Annotated in this window: 19 protein-coding genes and 1 pseudogene; 16 read left to right on the top strand and 4 right to left on the bottom strand. The window is 54.3% G+C overall.

What is annotated here, in order from left to right:
- Window positions 1-23: 23 nt before the first annotated feature.
- The 16 genes and pseudogenes from BLW01_RS12325 to BLW01_RS12250 all read left to right on the top strand — a co-directional run bounded on the left by BLW01_RS12325 (window position 24) and on the right by BLW01_RS12250 (window position 14,761).
- Complete coding sequence (locus BLW01_RS12325; RefSeq protein WP_092570152.1) at window positions 24-773, top strand: Wzz/FepE/Etk N-terminal domain-containing protein; 750 nt, start codon at window positions 24-26, stop codon at window positions 771-773.
- A gap of 214 nt (window positions 774-987) precedes the next feature.
- Window positions 988-1,752 (top strand): Wzz/FepE/Etk N-terminal domain-containing protein, encoded by a 765-nt coding sequence (locus tag BLW01_RS12320; RefSeq protein ID WP_092570150.1) that lies wholly within the window; start codon window positions 988-990, stop codon window positions 1,750-1,752.
- A gap of 64 nt (window positions 1,753-1,816) precedes the next feature.
- On the top strand, window positions 1,817-2,836 hold the full coding sequence (locus BLW01_RS12315) for an NAD-dependent epimerase (RefSeq protein WP_092570148.1): 1,020 nt from the start codon (window positions 1,817-1,819) through the stop codon (window positions 2,834-2,836).
- Window positions 2,837-3,084: 248 nt separating this feature from the next.
- Complete coding sequence (locus tag BLW01_RS12310; protein ID WP_092570146.1) at window positions 3,085-4,260, top strand: NAD-dependent epimerase/dehydratase family protein; 1,176 nt, start codon at window positions 3,085-3,087, stop codon at window positions 4,258-4,260.
- Between the two features lie 84 nt (window positions 4,261-4,344).
- Entirely contained in the window at window positions 4,345-5,088 is a 744-nt protein-coding gene (locus BLW01_RS12305) for a sulfotransferase domain-containing protein (protein WP_092570144.1), read from the top strand.
- A 13-nt stretch (window positions 5,089-5,101) separates the two neighbouring features.
- Complete coding sequence (locus tag BLW01_RS12300) at window positions 5,102-6,052, top strand: EpsG family protein (protein ID WP_092570142.1); 951 nt, start codon at window positions 5,102-5,104, stop codon at window positions 6,050-6,052.
- Between the two features lie 9 nt (window positions 6,053-6,061).
- Window positions 6,062-7,294 carry a glycosyltransferase family 4 protein gene (locus BLW01_RS12295; protein WP_092570140.1) on the top strand — a complete coding sequence of 411 codons (1,233 nt, stop codon included), beginning with the start codon at window positions 6,062-6,064 and terminating at the stop codon, window positions 7,292-7,294.
- 30 nt (window positions 7,295-7,324) lie between these two features.
- On the top strand, window positions 7,325-8,176 hold the full coding sequence (locus tag BLW01_RS12290; RefSeq protein ID WP_092570138.1) for a sulfotransferase family protein: 852 nt from the start codon (window positions 7,325-7,327) through the stop codon (window positions 8,174-8,176).
- Window positions 8,160-8,783 (top strand): sugar transferase, encoded by a 624-nt coding sequence (locus BLW01_RS12285; RefSeq protein WP_229806507.1) that lies wholly within the window; start codon window positions 8,160-8,162, stop codon window positions 8,781-8,783. The genes BLW01_RS12290 and BLW01_RS12285 overlap by 17 nt, the downstream gene beginning before the upstream one ends.
- A gap of 54 nt (window positions 8,784-8,837) precedes the next feature.
- On the top strand, window positions 8,838-10,019 hold the full coding sequence (locus BLW01_RS12280; protein WP_092570136.1) for a DegT/DnrJ/EryC1/StrS family aminotransferase: 1,182 nt from the start codon (window positions 8,838-8,840) through the stop codon (window positions 10,017-10,019).
- A gap of 59 nt (window positions 10,020-10,078) precedes the next feature.
- On the top strand, window positions 10,079-11,365 hold the full coding sequence (locus BLW01_RS12275; RefSeq protein WP_139243934.1) for an oligosaccharide flippase family protein: 1,287 nt from the start codon (window positions 10,079-10,081) through the stop codon (window positions 11,363-11,365).
- A 66-nt stretch (window positions 11,366-11,431) separates the two neighbouring features.
- Window positions 11,432-11,812, top strand: a pseudogene (locus BLW01_RS12270) (2-dehydropantoate 2-reductase N-terminal domain-containing protein); the annotation flags it as partial.
- A 163-nt stretch (window positions 11,813-11,975) separates the two neighbouring features.
- The gene (locus BLW01_RS19015) at window positions 11,976-12,293 is read left to right on the top strand and encodes a type II toxin-antitoxin system MqsR family toxin (RefSeq protein ID WP_092570132.1); all 318 of its coding nucleotides are present in this window, start codon (window positions 11,976-11,978) and stop codon (window positions 12,291-12,293) included.
- 20 nt (window positions 12,294-12,313) lie between these two features.
- Window positions 12,314-12,895, top strand: coding sequence for a type II toxin-antitoxin system MqsA family antitoxin (locus tag BLW01_RS12260; protein WP_092570131.1), 582 nt, complete (start codon window positions 12,314-12,316; stop codon window positions 12,893-12,895).
- Entirely contained in the window at window positions 12,888-13,373 is a 486-nt protein-coding gene (locus BLW01_RS12255; RefSeq protein WP_092570129.1) for a hypothetical protein, read from the top strand. The genes BLW01_RS12260 and BLW01_RS12255 overlap by 8 nt, the downstream gene beginning before the upstream one ends.
- Before the next feature lie 59 nt (window positions 13,374-13,432).
- Entirely contained in the window at window positions 13,433-14,761 is a 1,329-nt protein-coding gene (locus BLW01_RS12250) for a UDP-glucose dehydrogenase family protein (protein WP_092570127.1), read from the top strand.
- 145 nt (window positions 14,762-14,906) lie between these two features.
- Here the strand turns inward: BLW01_RS12250 and BLW01_RS12245 are convergent, their stop codons facing one another.
- The 4 genes from BLW01_RS12245 to BLW01_RS12230 form a co-directional block, all read right to left on the bottom strand.
- Entirely contained in the window at window positions 14,907-15,146 is a 240-nt protein-coding gene (locus BLW01_RS12245; RefSeq protein WP_092570126.1) for a type II toxin-antitoxin system Phd/YefM family antitoxin, read from the bottom strand.
- A 265-nt stretch (window positions 15,147-15,411) separates the two neighbouring features.
- Window positions 15,412-16,677 carry an amidase gene (locus BLW01_RS12240; RefSeq protein ID WP_092570124.1) on the bottom strand — a complete coding sequence of 422 codons (1,266 nt, stop codon included), beginning with the start codon at window positions 16,675-16,677 and terminating at the stop codon, window positions 15,412-15,414.
- A 66-nt stretch (window positions 16,678-16,743) separates the two neighbouring features.
- Complete coding sequence (locus BLW01_RS12235; protein WP_092570122.1) at window positions 16,744-18,144, bottom strand: amidase; 1,401 nt, start codon at window positions 18,142-18,144, stop codon at window positions 16,744-16,746.
- 66 nt (window positions 18,145-18,210) lie between these two features.
- On the bottom strand, window positions 18,211-19,476 hold the full coding sequence (locus BLW01_RS12230) for a M20 family metallo-hydrolase (protein ID WP_092570120.1): 1,266 nt from the start codon (window positions 19,474-19,476) through the stop codon (window positions 18,211-18,213).

The following is a 19,476-nucleotide window of genomic DNA, read 5'->3' as shown; positions in this document are numbered from 1 at the left end:
ACAACAATACCGTGGGGAACTTGATGAACAATCAAACCAGCCGGCCGGACGATGAGATATCGCTGGTTGATCTCGCCCTGATTCTCGTCCGGCAATGGAAGCTCATGCTCGGCGTGTTTCTCGCCGTTATATTGCTGGCCGTGGTCTATCTCGTGTTTCAGCCCGACACCTATACTTACACCTCGCTGTACGACATTGCCGAAGTCGAGGATGACGAGGGTGATATCGCCGGACTCGAGGACCCCAACGCCGTGCTCACGCGCCTGCGAACCCAAACGCTGCCGGCGGAAGTGCGCACCTACCTCGAGAACGAAGGGCTGGACACATTGCCTTTCGAGATACGCGCCAACTACGTAGAGGGCACGCGCCTGATCTCATTGACCACCCAGTCCGCCGAGGCGAACGCCGAGGCCATCGAAAGCCTGCACCAACAGGTATTCGAGGCCGTGGCCGAAAGCCAGCAGGCCTTGGTGGAGCGCACTCGAAACAGCCTGCAAACACGGCTGGAGGGCATACAAACCGCCATCAGTGAAACCGGCATTGCCGATGAACGACTCACGGAAGCCGCCCGCGAGTACGACAACCGCCTCTCGTCCCTGACCGAAGGAAACATCTCCCAGGTCGCCTCGCGCAGCCTGGAAGCCCAGGGCGCCTCGGCCGGGTTGGTGATCGGCCTGGCGGTGGTGCTGGGCATGATCATGGCAGTGATGGCAGCCTTCCTCCGGCACTTCATGATGGCGGTTCGCGCCAGTTTGCGAGAGGAATCAAATTGATATGTCTCTTACCGGCGACATGGATGACACAAATCTTATACGTGCCGCCAGTGTAACCGGGCCGGGCGACTCACTAGAATGCCACTTTGCACTAACGACTACGGCAGGCAATGGCCGTAGCGATATCGCTTGCCAGGGCATGGAGACGTCACCCGGAACAATCTCCCGGCGGTAGCGTGCCCGAATTTCTCAGTACTCATCACGGAATGACAGAATGACCACCCCACAGGATTCCCGTACCTACGACGACGAAATTTCCCTGGTCGACCTGGCCAAGATTCTGATCAAACGCTGGAAACTGATGACGGCCATTTTCCTGGTCGTCGTGCTGGGGGCAGTAGCTTATGCACTCATGTTGCCCACCACCTACCGGTACACCTCGATCTACAACGTGGCGGAAGAGGGCGCCGGCGCCCCGCTGGAAGACCCGAATTCCCTGGTCGCCAAGGCGAACAACCTCTACCTGGGCCCGATCACTCGCGAGTTGATCGCTAACGAAGGCCTGGAACGGCTGCCCTTCGATACCCAAATCGATAACCCGAGCGAGACACTGCTCGTCACGATCACCTCGGACGCACAGAGTGACAACGCGGCACTGGTCGAATCGCTGCATGAAGCCATGCTCTCCCGCCTCCAGGAAGGTCAGGCGCAGAGCGCGGAGCGCCGGCAGGACGCCCTGGAACGGCAACTGGCCAGCGCCAACGAGGCACTGGAAGCCGCGCAAAACTCCGACAGTGACAGTGCGGCAGAAGTGATGGCCAGCGCCATGGCGCGAGTCTCCGATCTGGAAGCCCAGATGGAAGAACTCACCGAAGGTGAAGTCTCGCAAACCGCGGTACGAAGCCTGAACCAACAAGGCACGAGCCGCGCACTGGTTCTGGCGCTAGGCATCGTGCTGGGCGGCATGCTGGCCGTGATGGGAGCCTTCTTTGCCCAATTCGCCGGCCTGGTTTGCGCCAGCCTGAAAGACGACCGCTAGCGGTCACACCGCCACAATAGTGTTACCTTACTGATAATCTCTTGACACTGGGTGTATTGATGCCATGAAAATCCTCGTGACGGGCAATGCCGGTTTCATCGGCTTCCATACCGCCAAACAACTCCTGGAACGAGGCGACAGCGTCGTCGGCTTCGACAGTGTCAACGACTACTACGATGTCAGCCTCAAGGAAGCGCGGCTGGCCATCCTCGAGGAAACGGCGCAACAGAGCAGCGGCGAGTATACGTTCATCCGCGCCAATCTGGCCGACCAGCAAGCGGTGCACGAGTGCTTCCTGAATCACCAGTTCGACCGGGTAATTCATCTGGCCGCCCAGGCCGGGGTGCGTTATTCGATCGAGAACCCGCACAGCTACGTGGAAAGCAACCTGGTGGCCTTTACCAACATTCTGGAAGCCTGCCGCTACGCCAAAGCACCGCACTTGACGTATGCCAGTACCAGCAGCATATACGGCGCCAACACCAGGATGCCGTTTTCCGAGCATGAGGGGGTCAACCACCCGCTGCAGTTCTACGCCGCCACCAAGAAAGCCAACGAGATGATGGCGCACAGCTACAGCCATCTCTACCGGTTGCCGACCACCGGGCTGCGTTTCTTCACGGTATACGGCCCCTGGGGCAGGCCGGATATGGCACTGTTCAAGTTCACGCAGAACATTCTCAACGATGAGCCCATCCCGGTGTTCAACCACGGCAACCACACCCGCGATTTCACCTACGTGGACGACATCGTGGAAGGCGTGATTCGCGCCAGTGACCACATTGCCGAGCCGAACCCGGACTGGGATAGCGACAACCCGGACCCAGCCACCAGCAATGCGCCGTTCCGCGTGTTCAACATCGGCAACAACAACCCGGTGAAGCTCAGTGCCTACATTGAAGCGATCGAAGAGGCGCTGGGCAAAACCGCGAAGAAAGACCTGCTCCCGCTACAGCCCGGCGATGTACCGGACACCTATGCCGATTCTTCCGAACTGGAGAAGGCGGTAGGTTATAAACCCGGAACGCCGGTGAAAGAGGGAGTGGCGAGATTTGTGGAATGGTACTGCAGCCATTTTAAGTAAGAATAACCTCGCAATACATTATTATAATTTTCCGTGAATCGTAATTAATATTGTGGAATGACTCATGGTTGCTGATAAGAAACTGGGGACGAGGAAAAGAAGTGTTTGAATGAAGGTAACACTTCTGGATAAGAAATTTATAAATGATGGTATGTTGAAAGTGTGATCAACGATTTTGATATTCAATGGATATATCTTCCGAGTCGTAAATCTATTTGTCTAACGGAAAGTAAGTATAAGGAGGAATGATGAAAGTACTGATATTAGGTGGTGATGGCTTTTGCGGTTGGCCAACGGCGTTGCACCTTTCGGCGCAAGGGCATGAAGTAAAGATTGTTGATAACCTTTCACGTCGTAATATCGACAATGAGCTAGAGTGTGAGTCTCTGACTCCTATTAAGCCAATGGGAGAAAGGTTAAAAGCTTGGGAAGAAGTTTCTGGAAAAAACATTGATTTCTATAATTTTAACGTCGCAAAAAATTACCAGAGGATGCTTGACCTCATAAATGAATGGCAACCTCATGCTGTTGTGCATTTTGCAGAACAGCGCGCAGCACCATACTCAATGAAGTCAAGCACCCATAAGAGATATACTGTAGATAATAACCTGAATGCAACCAATAACTTGCTTGCGGCTGTCGTCGAATCTGGATTAGATATACATATCGTTCATTTAGGGACAATGGGTGTATATGGGTATGGAACTGCCGGTGTAAAAATCCCTGAAGGGTACCTTTCTGTAAAGGTTGAGGCAGAAAATGGGGAGCTTTTAGAGAATGAAATCCTTTATCCTCCTAATCCAGGAAGTATTTATCATTTAACAAAGACTCAAGATCAACTCCTGTTCATGTATTATAATAAAAATGATGCTGTACGTGTTACTGATCTACATCAAGGGATTGTTTGGGGAACACAGACTCAAGAAACAAAGTTAGACGAACGGTTGATTAATCGCTTTGATTACGATGGGGACTATGGAACGGTTCTTAATAGATTTTTGATGCAAGCGGCTGTTAACTACCCTCTCACTGTACATGGAACGGGCGGCCAAACTCGTGCATTTATTCACATCCAAGATACAGTGCGGTGTATTCAGATTGCATTAGAAAATCCTCCAAAATCAAAAGACCGTGTTCATATATATAACCAAGTGACAGAAACTCATAGAGTTCGTGAGTTAGCTCAAATGATTGCGGACAGGACTGGTGTCTCAATCGATTACCTAGATAATCCGAGAAACGAAGCTGATGAAAATGATTTGCATGTGAAAAATGACCAGTTTTTAAAACTTGGGCTTAACCCAACGACTCTAAGCCAAGGTTTGCTAGAAGAAGTAACGGAAATAGCTGAACGGTACTCATATCGTTGTAATGAAAAACTTATACCGTGCCGCTCGTATTGGAACTCTAATAAGGTTACTTAAGAGCTAGACAGTATTTTTTTTGCGGCTAGGCTTAATAAGTTGCCATATTAAGTATGGCCGCATTTTTTTGAAATAGTTGATATTATGTCTGAAATTCCAAAAGCTTTAATATGTGTCGGTGCCCCTAAGTGTGGTACTACTTGGCTTTATCATCAGATAAAAAAATCTGATAATTTCAATACGCCGATTAATAAAGAGGTCGACTTTTGGAATATATATAGACACTCTTCTAATGTAGATAGGGGAGGCTTTAAACAACTTCCCCGGAAAGTGCAAAAGTTGATAGGATTGTTTTTTCGCGCTAATTACTTTAAGAATTACAAAGATGATTACGATGTAGATCTATTTTTTTTAGATTTTTCTCCAAGTTATATGGATATTAAAAATAAGCATATTGAGCAAATTAAGAAAAATATTGGTGAGGTGAAGTTTGTACTGTGCACACGAAATCCAGCAGAAAGGGTGGTGAGTCACTTAAATTATTCCGTTAGGATGAAAAAGTTTTTCTATTTAAAACTTTTTTTAAAAGACTTTTATTATAAGTCTAGGAAATGTAGGAGAAGTACGAACTATTCTGGTGTGTATGATAGATTGGTGAGAGCTTTCGGAGAAGATAAGGTTTGCGTAATTGCATACGAAGACTTGTTTAGTAATGCTCAAAAATGTGAAGAGAAGTTATCGTTTTTTATAGGTGAAAAAATAACTCTTGATACGGATGAGGTGTTGAATAAAGGAGAGTCTAGAGTTTCTGTGAGTAATGATATGATAAAGAGGATAAATCAATATTATTATGATCAAGCTAGATTTTGGGAAGAAAGTTTGATGTAATTTAGGTGCCTCTGTGTCGCTTCTATTCTTTTTAAATTATGTTAATATTGTTTTCCTGATCGGGTTTTCAAAGCTTGGTAGGCAGAGGCTGGGAATTGCCTTTGTTTCTTGTTTATGGGCGCTTTATTCGGCGAGCTCTATTATTGAAAACACTGATATAACTGCATATCAAAATGCCTATCATAGGATGAGTGGTGGAGAATTTTATACTTGGAATCATGACTATGTTTTTTGGGTATTGATGTATGTTTTTGCGAGAGCTGGTCTTTCTTTTTCGTTATTTTACTTTGTCATAGTTTTTTTCATTAACTATTTCATCATTTCGACAGCTCAAAGGTATCTTTCTGATAATAATAAATTTTATGCCTTTGTGGCTATATTTGTTGCGAGCAGTAGCTTTGTTTTCTTTCAGAATAACATTTTAAGGCAGGGGTTGGCTTTTGCTATATTGTTGCCCGTAATCCTTGGATTAACGAGGCTTAGAATATATCATTTCCTGTCACTAGGGGTTCACTTCTCTTCTTTTATATTGATTTTTTTAAGATCAAAAAAAATTATTTTAGCGTTTTCAATAGGCACAGTTATTCTTTTCTTTTCTTATTCTTGGTTTAGTGATATGTTCTGGATAGCACAAAAAACCGAAAGATTAATGGCGAAAGACCATCCGGTTTATTATCTTTGGCTTTTTTCCTCTTTGTTTTTCTTGTTGATGTTGTTTAGAGGAAAGCTTGATCTTTGGTTGGTTTCATTGTCTATTTTTCTTCTTGCATTATCTTTAATGCCATATGTTGGTTATAGGGTTTCGTTTTATTTTCAGCCACTCATACTGATTTTAGCGCTGGAAAAATTGCGGCTTGACAAGATATCATTAATCATTATCTTTTTCTTTTCTTTGTTTATCTCTTTTGTCGTATATTCACATAGTTCTGTTATGAAGCTAACAGGCTACAATATTATGATGTAGGCAGTCGATATGGGTAGATCGTTTATGGTAAGCAACAGGGTTTTGTTATGGTTTCATCATTATCGTAGGCCTCAAGATATGGGGGGGCTTCGCTCTTGGCATATTGGGAAAAAATTATCTGACTCGGGCTATAAGGTTAGCGCAATAATTCCTGATACAGACTCTCTTTCGGGGAAACGGAAGTCTGTGCATAATGAAGTGATAGATGGGGTTAGTGTGAAATGGGTTAGATCATCTAAGAATAATAGGAAATCTTTCTTTTCAAGGTGTTTGTATTTTATCAGTAGTTCTTTCTTCCAAGTGTTGGCTGCTGTTAGAGAGGATAAACCTAAAATAGTTATTGCAACATCTATGCCATTGTCTTCTGTGTTGCTGAGTTATTTTTACGCACGAGTAGTTGGTGCAAAATATATAATTGATGTTCGTGATACGCACATTGATTCTGCTATTGCTACCGGCGTTCTGAAAAGTGGTTTTTTGTCGTCTTGTCTGTTGCGTATTGAGTCTGCAATTTTTAAGAGAGCAGATGCTAATATCGTTGTGACAAAGCGTATGGGAAAAATGTTGAAGGACAAAGGGGTCTCTGAAAGTAAGCTGTTTACATCCTATTTAGGTTATGACGGAATTGATGTTTATAAAGAGTATACTGATTGGTCGAGAGATATCAGAGAGGAGCTAGGTCTAAAAGGAAAATTTTTGGTTCTTTATACTGGCACTCTTGGTAAGGTGTTCGATATTGATACAATAATTCATGCGTCGAATGAATTAAAAAATAATAAAGATATTGTTTTTGTTTTTTTGGGGTCTGGTTATAGGGAAGATGAAGTTCGGGCATATGTTGAACGTGAGGGTTGTAATTGTATTTTTTTAGGGAGTGTCCCGAAATATGATGTACCTTTGATATGTAGTGTTATGGATTTGGCGATTTATGCAGTGAAGCCTAGTGTTTCATTAGAAGCAATTGCTGGAAATAAGGTATTTGACTATATTGGGTCTGGTTTACCTATTGCAAATGCAAATACAGAAAGCGAAGTTTCTGATATAATTAAAGAGTATAAGGTTGGGTTTTCTGTCGCAGCACAGGATTATAAGGCTTTGGCTGAAAATATTGATTTTTATGCAAAAAATCCGAAAGAGCTTAATGAGTTTAAAGATAGAGCTATAGTTTGTTCCAATGAAGAGTTGTCTACTAAAAATCAAATGAATCGTTTCTTGGAAGTGATAAATATGGTTGCAAACTAAATTTCTTGGACTTCAATATTCGGCTGTTATATGAAAACAATCATCATCGGTGCCCCCCGCTCCGGCACCAACATGCTGCGTGATGTGTTATGTGAATTCGAGGGTGTAGCGACTTGGCCTTGTGACGAGATCAACTATATCTGGCGCCATGGCAATGTGCGCTATCCGTCCGATGAGATACCGGCCGAACTCGCTACACCCGAGGTGCAATCCTATATTCGCAAGCGGTTCGATTGGGTCGCGGGGCACTACCGGGCGCATACGGTGGTGGAGAAAACCTGTGCCAATAGCTTGCGCGTTCCGTTCGTTGACCGTGTCGTTCCCGAAGCGAAGTATATCTTCATCTACCGGGATGGCCTGGATGCCACCGGGTCCGCCAAGTTGCGCTGGAAAGCGAAGTTGGATATTCCCTATCTGCTGGAGAAGGTGCGTTTCGTTCCGTTAACGGATTTACCCTATTACGGTATCAACTACCTGTGGAGCCACGTTCATCGCCTGTTCTCCCATGAAAACCGGTTGGCTTTCTGGGGGCCGGCGCTTGACGACATGTCGGCGATTCTCGAACAGCACACCTTGAATGAAGTCTGTGCGCTGCAATGGCAGCGGTGTGTCGAGAAGGCCGAAGCGGCGTTTGGCGAGATGGCCGATGATCGGGTGGTGCGCGTGTGTTATGAAGATTTCGTTCAAGCACCGGAACGCGAGCTGACACGCGTGCTGGATTTTCTTGGTATCCAGGTACCGGAAGATGAGGTGAAAGCGGCGGTAGCCGGTGTATCGAGCCGGAGTGTCGGTAAGGGCCGTGCCTCATTGGGTGACGATGAAACGGCATCTCTGGAGTCATTGGTTGGAGAAACATTGAAGCATTATGGATATGACAATTGAGTCGGCGGGGTTGAAGCAATCCCAGGCCATTCTGAAGCGCGCCTTTGATGTCACCCTCTCTGCCGTGGGGTTGCTGTTGAGCGGCTGGTTGATCCTGCTGGCCTGGTTGGCCGCAAGCGTGGATACGCGCAGCAACGGGTTCTTCACACAGCAGCGTGTGGGTAAGGATGGCAAGCTGTTTACTGTGGTAAAGCTCAAGACCATGCGCCCCAGCCGGGAGCTGAATACCACGGTCACGCAGTCCGGCGACCCCCGGATCACGCCGCTGGGCAGTTTCTTCCGCCGTACCAAGATCGATGAGCTTCCCCAACTCTGGAATGTGCTGGTTGGCGATATGAGCTTCGTAGGGCCACGCCCGGATGTGCCCGGCTTCGCCGATACGCTGAAAGGGGAGGAACGTTTGCTCCTGAGCATCCGCCCGGGCATCACGGGGCCGGCCACGTTGAAGTACCGTAACGAGGAAGAATTGTTAGCCGAGGCGGATGACCCGGAAGCCTACAACCGCGAGGTGATCTGGCCCGACAAGGTGAAGGTCAACCTGGAATACATTCGTGATTGGCGTTTGGCGGATGATCTGCGCTATATCTGGCAGACGGTGGCGGGGTAGTGGCCGTGGGCGCTCTGGTTTCTCTTTCGTGATTGTCTTTTCTTTGGTGGTGTCATGCTGAATGGACCTTTTTCGCCCTGGCCTTCCTTCACTCAGGAAGAAGCCGAGGCGGTACAGCGCGTATTGCTTTCCAACAAGGTCAGTTACTGGACCGGGCAGGAGGGGCGTGAGTTCGAACGTGAATTCGCCGCCTTCGCGCAAACCGACCATGCCATTGCCGTGGCCAATGGCACCAATGCGCTGGATCTGGCCCTGAAAGGGCTAGGCATCGGCGAGGGCGACCACGACGAGGTGATCGTGACCTCGCGCACCTTCATGGCCTCGGCCTCCTGTATTGCCACAGCGGGGGCCGTGCCGGTATTCGCGGATGTCGATCGCGATTCGCAGAACATTACGCCGCAAACGGTGGCGGAGAAAATCACTCCCCGCACACGGGCGATCATTGCCGTGCACCTGGCCGGCTGGCCCTGCGAAATGGATGGGCTGATGGCACTGGCCGAAGAATACGGCCTGTATGTGATAGAGGATTGCGCCCAGGCCCACGGGGCGGTTTATCGTGGCCGCAGTGTGGGAAGCATCGGCCATGTCGGCTGCTGGTCGTTCTGCCAGGACAAGATCATGACCACCGGCGGGGAAGGCGGCATGGTCACCACGAACGACCGGGCACCGTGGAAACGCATGTGGGCCTACAAGGACCACGGCAAGAGTTGGGATGCCGTGTACGAACGTGAACACCCACCGGGATTTCGTTGGCTGCACGAGAGTTTCGGCACCAACTGGCGGCTGACCGAGATGCAATCCGCCATCGGCCGCATACAGCTTGCCCGCATGCCGGAGTGGAAAGCGGCCCGCCAGGCCAACGCCGGGCGTATCTGGCAGGCGGCCGGTGAATGCAGGGGCCTGCGTGTGCCGGAAGTACCGGGCAATATCGAGCACGCGGCCTACAAGTGTTATGTGTTCGTCGAGCCGGGCGAACTCGGGGAAGGCTGGAACCGCGACCGGATCATCAGTGAGATCGTGGCACGCGGCGTACCCTGTTTTTCCGGCTCATGCTCGGAGGTCTATCGGGAAAAGGCCTTCGATGGCCACCCGGGCCGGCCCGAGCAACCCTTGCCAGTCGCCCACGAGCTAGGCGAGACCAGCCTGATGTTCCTGTGCCACCCGACATTGACCCGCGCCGAGATCGACAAGACATGCAGTGTGCTGGCCGATGTCATGAAGGAAGCGGCAGTATAGTGCTTCAACTTCTTCCGACCTCGATCACTAATCGCATACCTGCCAGGTTCAAAGGGGAGATGGCCATTGCGCTGATCCGTACGTTCATTGCACGGGGGATCGCGGCGTTAGGCAGCCTGGCTCTCGTTGTTGTCATCGGTCGGTTATATGGGGCGTCCGGGGTCGGTGTCTATGCATTAGCGTTCAGTATTATACTTGGTACGGCCATATTGGCACGTTATGGTATGAATAATGCCATCATGCGCTTTGTCGGTCAGGATCACCATTCGCCCCATGTGATGGTGTATTTGTCCTGGGGGGTCAAGAAAGCACTGCTCTTGAGTTTTATTGCTGCATTAGTGATCTTTTTCGCTCGCTTTTATCTGGAGAGCATTTTCGATGCTGAAGGGCTTTCGGTGGTGCTCACTGGCATTGCTATTGCAACACCGGCATTTACCTTAGGATATGTCTTGTCGGGGTTCTTTAAGGGAATTCGAATGCCGGCAACAGCTTGCTTGTTGGAACATGGTTCTGTCTCGTTAGTTGCCGCGGTTCTTATTTTTCTCATTCACTCTTCTGGGGTAGCAGCAATAGGGTGGGGGTTTGCTTTAGCATCCTGGCTTGTATTACTACAGGGCATATGTCAAATCTGGTTATGGTGGCGCCAACAAAATTGGGAGCATAGTACAACGGCATATGAACCTCTCGTAACGCGCAAGCAGTTTGCTATATCATCGCGTGCTTTTTTCGTGATGAGCTTGGCAGGCTTTATGCAAAGAGTGTTAAGTATCGCGATTGCCGGCTGGCTGTTGAGTAGTGATGAGCTGGGGTTATTCAAAACGTCTCAAGAAACAGGGATGGCTATTGCATTTATATTGATAGTTATTAATGCAATTTTCCCACCGCGCTTCGCAAGACTTTATCATCAGCAAAATATGCAAGCTCTAGGCCGCTTGGCTCGACAGGGCGCATTGTTAGGGGCGTTAGTAGCCGCACCGCCACTTTTGGTATGTTTTCTGTTCCCTGGTTGGGTATTAGGACTATTTGGAAGTGAGTTTGTAGCGGCAACTCCCTTACTGCGGCTGATTGCTGTGGCGCAATTGATCAATGTGGCTACCGGGTCGGTCGGTTTCCTGCTTAATATGACAGGCCATGAACCCTTGATGCGTAACATTGCCCTTAGCTGTAATGCCATCGGGTTGTTGCTGTTTTTCGTGCTGATTCCCCCCTTTGGTCCGATGGGAGCGGCCATGGCACTGGCCTTCGTGTTGGTGGTACAAAATCTGGTGGCCTTGTTCTATGTGTGGCGGCGGTTACGGATCTGGACGCTGCCGATGCCCAATGTATTGAAGTGGTTGGGTGTGTAATCATATTGCCCAACGGCACGCTGAACTGTCAGGCCGTTTGCATTAACTTTCAGGATTGTTGCGTAAATGAATATCACGGTTTTCGGTACGGGCTATGTCGGTCTGGTGCAGGGGGCGGTACTGGCGAATGCCGGACATCACGTGGTCTGCGTGGATGTCGATGCCGACAAGGTCGATCAATTGAACCAGGGCAATGTGCCGATCTACGAGCCCGGCCTGGAGCCGATGGTGAAGGAACTGCATGCGGCCGGGCGGCTGGATTTCACCACCGATGCCGCGAAGGGCGTGGCACATGGCGATGTGCAGTTCATCGCCGTGGGCACGCCGCCGGACGAAGACGGCAGTGCGGACCTGCAGTATGTGCTGAAGGTCGCGGCGACCATCGCCGAGCATATGGAGTCGCACCGTATCGTGGTCGATAAATCCACCGTGCCAGTTGGCACGGCGAGACCAGCCTGATGTTCCTGTGCCACCCGACATTGACCCGCGCAGAGGTCGACAAGACCTGTAGTGTGCTGGCCGATGTCATGAAGGAAGCGGTTTCCCCAGCCTTGTCATCATAGCTCGTGACATAGGAGAAAATAACCATTATGGTTAGTAGAGCCAGGTTGTGCCGATCCATGATCTGAGAGACGTGCATGCGGCTGCACGTGATCGACGTATAGAATATCGCGGCCGCAAGGTCATGCGTGATACAGCGAACCTGGGATACGACCTCGACGATGTAGCTGATTGCTTGTTGTGCCTGAGCGAGCGAGAGTTTCGTAAGTCGCATGTACGAGACGTTGGCCCGAGTGATGATGAGTACATTTGTTGCTACCCCCGCCCGGGAAGCGATGATGACGAAGCCGTCGACCGTTTGTATGTGAAGTTTCGTTTGGTGGATGACTGCCTGATTGTGGACCTGGGCTCGTTCCACTTGGCGTAGTATTGATGCGAGGTGGTGTCATGAGTTATTGCAAGTTATGCGGCTCCCAAGAGATTCGACAATGCATCGAGCGTGAACCGGTCGCTTATAAAGGCAGTACGCTGCAGGTGGCGATGGAATATTCTGAGTGTCAGGAATGTGGCCGGGAGTTTGTCGCCACAGAGCAGATCCGGCGTAATGATGCGGCTGTTCGCGATGCCAAGCGTCACCATGATGGTTTGTTGACGGGGGAGGAAATCGTTCGGTTACGCAAATCATTCCACCTTAACCAGGAAATGGCCGCAGTGCTGTTTGGCGGAGGGCGGCATGCGTTTTCTAAATATGAGCGGGGTGAAGTGACTCAGAGTGCCTCGATGGATCGTCTCTTGCGTTTGTGTTACCGGCACCCGGAGTTGATCGAGGAGCTCAAGGCATTGAATCCGGCTGTCGGGCATCGACTACCAGACGAAGGAGAGCACGGACGTTTGCGCCGCGATAAAACAGTCTGGGCTACGCCGACGGATGCATGGGAAACGCAGCATCGGGAGGATGTCGAGCACGGCTATTCGTCTTTGCAGTATCGGGTGGAAACATTGACAGTCGATGAACCGCAGTATGGATAAGCGCTTGATTGCCGAAGCAACGGCACGTCTCGAACTGTTCGATATTTATCTCTATAGTTCATCGATCGAGCGGTATGCCGAGATACACCTGAACAATACGCCTGACGACATGGTGCAGCAGGATAAAATGGCTATTGCCGTCGATCTGTTGGAACCTGTCGGTGGCGCTGATACCTCTCATGACCAAAGTGCCGGCCATGAGAGACTGTTGCGGGCTCGCATCGATTATGGCGTACGCTTCGTGCGTCAAGACAGCAATGATGCGCCTGATGTCGCGGATGTGCTCGCAGAGATAACAGCATGTTTTGCTGCAACGTATCATTATCACGATGAGCTGTCTGAAGAAGCGATGAAAGCGTTCATGCGCTATAACGCCGTACACAATACTTGGCCCTTCTGGCGAGAACATGCGTTGAGGATGACGGCAGAAGCTCGTCTTCCGCGCCCCTCTATCCCCCTCATGAAACCGCTTGACTGATTCATGAGGCCTCGTTTTCGGTCGCTACTTTCTGGTTTTGTCGTAAGGATCTTTGCAAGATGAATATCACGGTTTTTGGAACGGGCTATGTCGGCCTGGTGCAGGGGGCGGTACTGGCGGATGCCGGGCATCACGTGGTCTGCGTGGATGTCGATGCCGATAAGGTCGATCAATTGAACCAGGGCAACGTGCCGATCTATGAGCCCGGCCTGGAGCCGATGGTGAAGGAACTGCATGCGGCCGGGCGGCTGGATTTCACCACTGATGCGGCGAAGGGCGTGGCGCATGGCGATGTGCAGTTCATCGCCGTGGGTACGCCGCCGGACGAAGACGGCAGTGCGGACCTGCAGTATGTGCTGAAAGTCGCGGCGACCATCGCCGAGCATATGGAGTCGCACCGCATCGTGGTCGATAAATCCACCGTGCCGGTGGGCACGGCGGAGAAAGTCTCGGCGTGCATGGCCGAGGTGCTGGCCACGCGGGGCCGCAGCGACCTGACGTTCGATGTGGTCTCCAATCCGGAGTTCCTGAAGGAAGGCTCCGCCGTGGCGGATTGCCAGAAGCCGGATCGCATCATCATCGGTACCGAGAGCGAGCACACCGAAGAGGTGATGCGGGAGCTCTATGCGCCCTACAACCGCAACCATGAAAAGATCATCGTCATGGATGTGAAGAGCGCCGAGCTGACCAAGTACGCGGCCAATTGCATGCTGGCGACCAAGATCAGCTTCATGAACGAGATCGCCAATCTGGCCGAGCGACTGGGGGCGGATATCGAGATGGTCCGCCAGGGCATCGGCAGCGATCCGCGCATCGGCTATCACTTCATCTATCCCGGTGTGGGGTATGGCGGTTCCTGCTTTCCCAAGGACGTGCAGGCGTTGATCCGCACGGCGGGCGAGATCGATTTCGATGCGCGGGTGCTCAAGGCGGTGGAGTCGCGCAACAACGAACAGAAGACCACGCTGTTCCAGAAGATTCATCGTCATTACGCAGGCGAGCTGGAAGGCAGGACCTTCGCGCTGTGGGGGCTGGCGTTCAAACCCAATACCGACGACATGCGCGAAGCGCCCAGCCGGGTGTTGATGGAAGCGTTGTGGGAGGCCGGTGCCAACGTGCAGGCCTACGACCCGGAAGCGATGGAAGAAACCCAGCGCCTTTACGGCAACCGCGACGACCTGACGCTATGCGGCACCAAGGAAGCGGCCCTGAAGGGCGCGGATGCCTTGGTGATCGTGACCGACTGGCAAGTGTTCAAGGCCCCGGATTTCGAGTTGATCCAGCAGCAGTTGAAGGAACCGACGATCTTCGACGGCCGCAACCTGTACGACCCGAAGCGCATGCAGCGTAAAGGGTTCCGGTATTACTCCGTAGGCCGGCAAGGGTAAGCACAAGGGCGCCTCCCGGCGCCCATCGCGACTGAGGTCGCTCCTGCCAAACCTGAGTCAAATCTGCCGAATCGGACCTGGGTAACGAGCGACCCATTCATCCGCTGCCCACAGCAGCACGTGAGTATCCAGGAGCAAGTTCATCTCAGCCCCCGAACATGTCGGCAATTTCGTCCTGTCTCATGCGGTCGAAATCGTCGGGAATCCGGAACTGACCTTTCATGAAGCCGAGTCTTTTCCGTTGGCCTGCGTCCGGGCTATCGATTGCCGTTACCCGTACGATTGGCTTGCCCGCCTTGGCAATGACAAACCCTTCCCCGGCTGCCGCCTTGGTCAGGAGCTGAGAAAGCCGGGTCTTCGCTTCGTGAATATTGACGGATTCCATGTGGCAACCTCAGTGACTTAGTCTGGTTAGCTTAGTCTACTGTAGTTTGCCGCCCCCGCCTCGACAATCTTCCCTCCCACTTGCAAGACCACCGTCGGAATGCCAACCACATCGCCTCCATGCGGATGCAATACGAACCCGGTGAGGCATGCCTGGGCGGGCACCGCTGATCGCGACGGGCATTGCTCCCTGGCCAGCTAGCAAAGAACGGTGCATTGCCATTTGTTGCAACTGTGTTGGCAATGCGCGCCATGGACTGCCTGATTCAAGCCATCAACGCGCTGGCGATACTCAATAGCCGCGGATCCTGATAGCGGTCGGCGATCAACTGCACGCCGACGGGCAGCCCTTGGGGCGTCCAGTACAGGGGCAGGTTCACGCAGGGAGCCCCCATCAGGGTCCAAACTCGTGAGTAAACCGGGTCGCCGGTGGTTTCGAGACTTTGAGGGGCCACGCCCGGGGCGCTGGGGGCGAGGAGCACGTCGCAGCGATCGGTCAGGTATTGCGACAGCACGAGCCGTGCTCGATCGGCGGCCTGCCGAGACCGCCAGTAACGTGTCAGGGGAATGGCCTGTCCTTCGTCCAGTAGCGCGATCAGCGCCGGGCTCATCGATGCCTCGAAGCGATGTCGGTCGCTGGCTAGGGCGCGTGCGGCCTCATAGGCCAGGATCACTTGCTGGTGCGTCACAAGCTCGTCGAATGACGCCCCCATGTCGATGGGGCTGAGTTGAGCGCCCAGCGCGGTCATCCTGTCGGCGGCGTCTTGCAGGGCGGTGACGGCCTCCGGCGACGGTGTGGGCGTGCTGGGTACCTGGCAGAGGCCGACGCGTACGCCGTCGAGCCGCTCCCGGGCGGCAACCGGCTCGCTGCCGGTGAGGGCGGTGAACAGAGTACGCGTGTCCCCCAGGTGGCGTGTGAACCAGCCCAGGGTATCCAGCGACGGGGCTAGCGCCTTCAGGCCAGCAACGCTCAGCGTGCCGTGGGTAGGCTTGAAGCCCACCACGCCACAGTAGCTGGCCGGACGAATGATGCTGCCCACGGTCTGGGTGCCCAGAGCCACGGGCACCATACCGGCGGCGACGGCCGCCGCCGAGCCGCTCGAGGAGCCGCCCGGGGTACGCGTCGGGTCGTGAGGATTACGTGTTTTGCTGGGCTGGAAATACGCGTACTCGGTCGACACCGTCTTGCCCATGGGTAGCGCGCCGAGGCGTGTGAGCAGGGTGACGATGGCCGCATCCATATCGGTGCCATCGACGCGGTGATAGCCTCGAGTGCCCCAGCTGGTGGGCAGCCGAACCGTGTCGATGATGTCCTTGATGCCCACCGGCACCCCGAACAGGGGCGGGCCAGGGGGCTCGTCATTACGCGCAGTGATGGCGGGCTCGGGGGCTAGGTACTCCCAGGCCTGGAGGGTGGGGTCCAGGGCATCGATACGTTTCCGACAGGCCCGCCACCAGTCGAGCGGTGCAAGCTCCTCATTGTTCAGAGCGCGCTGAAAACCTGCCAGGGTCATGTGGTTCCAATCGGTCATGAGCGTTCGACTCCAGACTGACCTGCTGCGTTCGGGGGGATGATCGCTGCCTCGTCGGGCGGGGGATCAGGGAGCCGGCGGCTCCCCCAACAGGCTGATGCCGGTGCCCAACTGCTCCTCGATAGCCTGGCCGATGGCCAGAAGCCGGGCGTCCTGCCAGGGGCCGGCCAGCACTTGCAATCCGACCGGCATGCCGGCACTGTCCTTGCCCACCGGCAGGGTCAATCCGCACAGGCCCATGAAGTTGGCGATCACGGTGTTACGCAGCGCATGCATGTTGGCCCTGGCGTAAGCGCCCTCGGGCAGCAGGCTTTCGAGGGTCGGTGGCGTGATCGCCACGGTGGGGGTGAGCATGGCGTCTACATCGGCCAGCCGCGACTTGGCTGCAGCATATAGCCTATCGATGACGGTGCATCGGCGGACGTACTCCCAGGCCGGCATGTCGTCGGCGGCCTTGACCCGAGCGGCGACATTGGGATCCAGGACCTCGATCATCTCTGGCAGCTCGGTCTTGAGGAAGGCCGCCAGCTCGGCCGCAGCCAGTCCCCCTTGCTGGAACATCGTGTAGGCTTCGTCGGTATGGGGCAGGTCCAGGGTGACCACTCGTGCCCCGGCATCCTTGAGCCGGCGGATGGCTGCTTCGACGACTTCGGCAATTCCGGGGCTGCAGTCGTCCCAGAAGAAGGCGCCGGGCACACCGAAGGTGAGATCGGCCAGCGGCGGCGGTGCCGGAACGCGATCAGTGCGGCCCGTCAGGGGGCGATCGAGGGCATCGAAGGCGAAGGCCAGGTCGTCCACCCGATGGGCCAGCAGGCCCGGTGTGTCCAGGGTGGTGGAAAGTGGCACGATCCGGTTCGTCGGCCAGCGGCCGGCGGTGGTCTTGAGCCCCGCGACCCCGGTCATGGACGCGGGAATGCGCACCGAGCCGGCGGTGTCGGTGCCGAGGGCAAGGCTAGCGGTCCCGCCGACCAGTGACACCCCGGCGCCGGCGCTGGAGCCGCCAGGCGTGCGGTGGGCCTGACGGTCCCAGGGATTGCGGGGCGCGCCCCAGTGGGCATTGGTTCCGAGCCCACCAAAGGCAAACTCCACCGTGTGGGTCTTGCCCATGACGCTAGGCAACTGGGCGAGCAGGGCGGCGACCATGGGGCCGGGTTCTTCCCACTGTTGCGGGAGCCGCTGCGACGAGCCGGCATAGGTCGGCAGCCCCGGTACCGCATAGATGTCCTTGATGGACACGGGAATGCCCATCAGAGCTCCGGCATCCCCGCCCTGTCGGATCACGGCATCGATGGTCCGGGCAAGGGCCAGTGCGGCCTCGCCGTTCCAGGTCAGATAGGCATGGTCATGCTGGCCGCGGGAGCGATGAGCCGCCAGGGAGACCTCGGCCAGCGCGGTGGCACTGAGCGTACCGTTGCGTAGCCCGGCGTATTGCTCGCGGAGCGGTCGTTTGAGGGGCGAATCGGTCATGGCGTGGTTCCTTGTGGTCAGTCGCGAATCGCGAGGATCGATTCGGCTTCGATGGTTCGGGGCATGTCAATCCTTCCTGGTCGTGAGCAGTTGACCGGCGGCATGTGCCAGGGCGCGCACTGCGACGTCGGCATCCCCGCGCTCGATATGTTCATCGGGGTGGTGGCTGATGCCCGCACGGCAGGCAGTGAAGAGCATTGCCGTGGGGCAGAGGTGAGCCAGATGGATGGCGTCATGGAAGGCCCCGGACACCAGCTTCGGCGCCTGTGGACAGTAGGCCTTGACGGCCTCGTCGAGGGCATCGATCAGGTGCTCGTCGAAGGCCACAGGAGCCACCCGTGAGGTCGCTTCCAGATGCACCGTGCAGCTGGACCACTCTCGTTTCGCCAACTGTCGGAAGGCGCCATCCAGGGCGTCCAGCACCGCCGGGTCGGGGTGGCGAAGGTCGATGGTGAAACGGGCCTGTTGAGCAATGGTGTTCACCGAGTTGGGCGCCAGCGCAAACTTGCCGATGGTGAAGCGGACCTGGTCGTCATGGGCCGCCACGGCTGCCTTCAGGGCGCCGATCAGGGCATGGGCGCCCATGAAGGCATCGTGTCGTGATGCCTCGGGCGTAGTCCCGGCGTGATTGGCTTGGCCGTTGACCTCCACTTCATACCAGTAGACGCCCTGGATGCCGGTGACGACACAGGCCGGTGCCCCTTGAGCCTCAAGCACGGGGCCCTGTTCGATATGCAGTTCCAGGAAGGTGTGGGGCACGACCGACGTGGACCGGAAGTGGGCGCCGTGGGCGTCCAGCAGCGCAAGACATTCGGTCAGCGCTTCCTTGAAGGCGATGCCGTCATCGTCCTGCGCGGCAAGAATCGTCTCGGCGTCGCGCCTGCCGGCAAACCATGATGAGCCGGAGGCGCCGGGCGCGAAGCGTGCACCCTCTTCATTGGTCCAGGAGACCACCTCGACCGGTCGCTGGTGGGCAACCTGCTGCTCCGACAGGGTACGCAGTACGGCGAGTCCGGCCACGACCCCCAGGGCACCGTCATAGACCCCGGCACTAGGCTGGCTGTCGAGGTGGCTACCGATCAGTAGCGGGGGCAGCGAGGGATTCTGTCCCTCCCGGCGCAGGAAGACGTTGCCGAGGGCATCGTAGTGAGCGGAGCAATCAAGTGCCTCGCCTTTCTCCATCAGCCACAGCCGGGCTCGGTTGTCCGCCTCGCCCAGCGTCAGGCGGCGCAGGCCGCCGCCCGCCAGTGCGCCGATGCGGGCCTGATCCATGAGATCGGACCAGAAGCGTTCGCCGTCGAGGTGCTCGCCGAGCGTGGTTCGCTTGGGCAT

Source organism: Aidingimonas halophila (genome assembly GCF_900106955.1).
Taxonomy (GTDB): Bacteria; Pseudomonadota; Gammaproteobacteria; order Pseudomonadales; family Halomonadaceae; genus Aidingimonas; species Aidingimonas halophila.
Note: the sequence above shows the minus strand (reverse complement) of the source record. Positions and strands in the feature narration are given on the sequence as shown.

What these genes read in the sequence shown, in the direction of transcription:
- BLW01_RS12235 (WP_092570122.1), bottom strand. Translation starts at nt 18,144, where the DNA reads ATGACCGATTCGCCCCTCAAACGACCGCTCCGCGAGCAATACGCCGGG.
- BLW01_RS12290 (WP_092570138.1), top strand. Translation starts at nt 7,325, where the DNA reads ATGAAAACAATCATCATCGGTGCCCCCCGCTCCGGCACCAACATGCTG.
- BLW01_RS12230 (WP_092570120.1), bottom strand. Translation starts at nt 19,476, where the DNA reads ATGCCCAAGCGAACCACGCTCGGCGAGCACCTCGACGGCGAACGCTTC.
- BLW01_RS12280 (WP_092570136.1), top strand. Translation starts at nt 8,838, where the DNA reads ATGCTGAATGGACCTTTTTCGCCCTGGCCTTCCTTCACTCAGGAAGAA.
- BLW01_RS12295 (WP_092570140.1), top strand. Translation starts at nt 6,062, where the DNA reads ATGGGTAGATCGTTTATGGTAAGCAACAGGGTTTTGTTATGGTTTCAT.
- BLW01_RS12325 (WP_092570152.1), top strand. Translation starts at nt 24, where the DNA reads ATGAACAATCAAACCAGCCGGCCGGACGATGAGATATCGCTGGTTGAT.
- BLW01_RS12310 (WP_092570146.1), top strand. Translation starts at nt 3,085, where the DNA reads ATGAAAGTACTGATATTAGGTGGTGATGGCTTTTGCGGTTGGCCAACG.
- BLW01_RS12305 (WP_092570144.1), top strand. Translation starts at nt 4,345, where the DNA reads ATGTCTGAAATTCCAAAAGCTTTAATATGTGTCGGTGCCCCTAAGTGT.
- BLW01_RS12320 (WP_092570150.1), top strand. Translation starts at nt 988, where the DNA reads ATGACCACCCCACAGGATTCCCGTACCTACGACGACGAAATTTCCCTG.
- BLW01_RS12245 (WP_092570126.1), bottom strand. Translation starts at nt 15,146, where the DNA reads ATGGAATCCGTCAATATTCACGAAGCGAAGACCCGGCTTTCTCAGCTC.
- BLW01_RS12240 (WP_092570124.1), bottom strand. Translation starts at nt 16,677, where the DNA reads ATGACCGATTGGAACCACATGACCCTGGCAGGTTTTCAGCGCGCTCTG.
- BLW01_RS12275 (WP_139243934.1), top strand. Translation starts at nt 10,079, where the DNA reads ATGGCCATTGCGCTGATCCGTACGTTCATTGCACGGGGGATCGCGGCG.
- BLW01_RS12315 (WP_092570148.1), top strand. Translation starts at nt 1,817, where the DNA reads ATGAAAATCCTCGTGACGGGCAATGCCGGTTTCATCGGCTTCCATACC.
- BLW01_RS12260 (WP_092570131.1), top strand. Translation starts at nt 12,314, where the DNA reads ATGAGTTATTGCAAGTTATGCGGCTCCCAAGAGATTCGACAATGCATC.
- BLW01_RS12255 (WP_092570129.1), top strand. Translation starts at nt 12,888, where the DNA reads ATGGATAAGCGCTTGATTGCCGAAGCAACGGCACGTCTCGAACTGTTC.
- BLW01_RS12250 (WP_092570127.1), top strand. Translation starts at nt 13,433, where the DNA reads ATGAATATCACGGTTTTTGGAACGGGCTATGTCGGCCTGGTGCAGGGG.
- BLW01_RS12285 (WP_229806507.1), top strand. Translation starts at nt 8,160, where the DNA reads ATGGATATGACAATTGAGTCGGCGGGGTTGAAGCAATCCCAGGCCATT.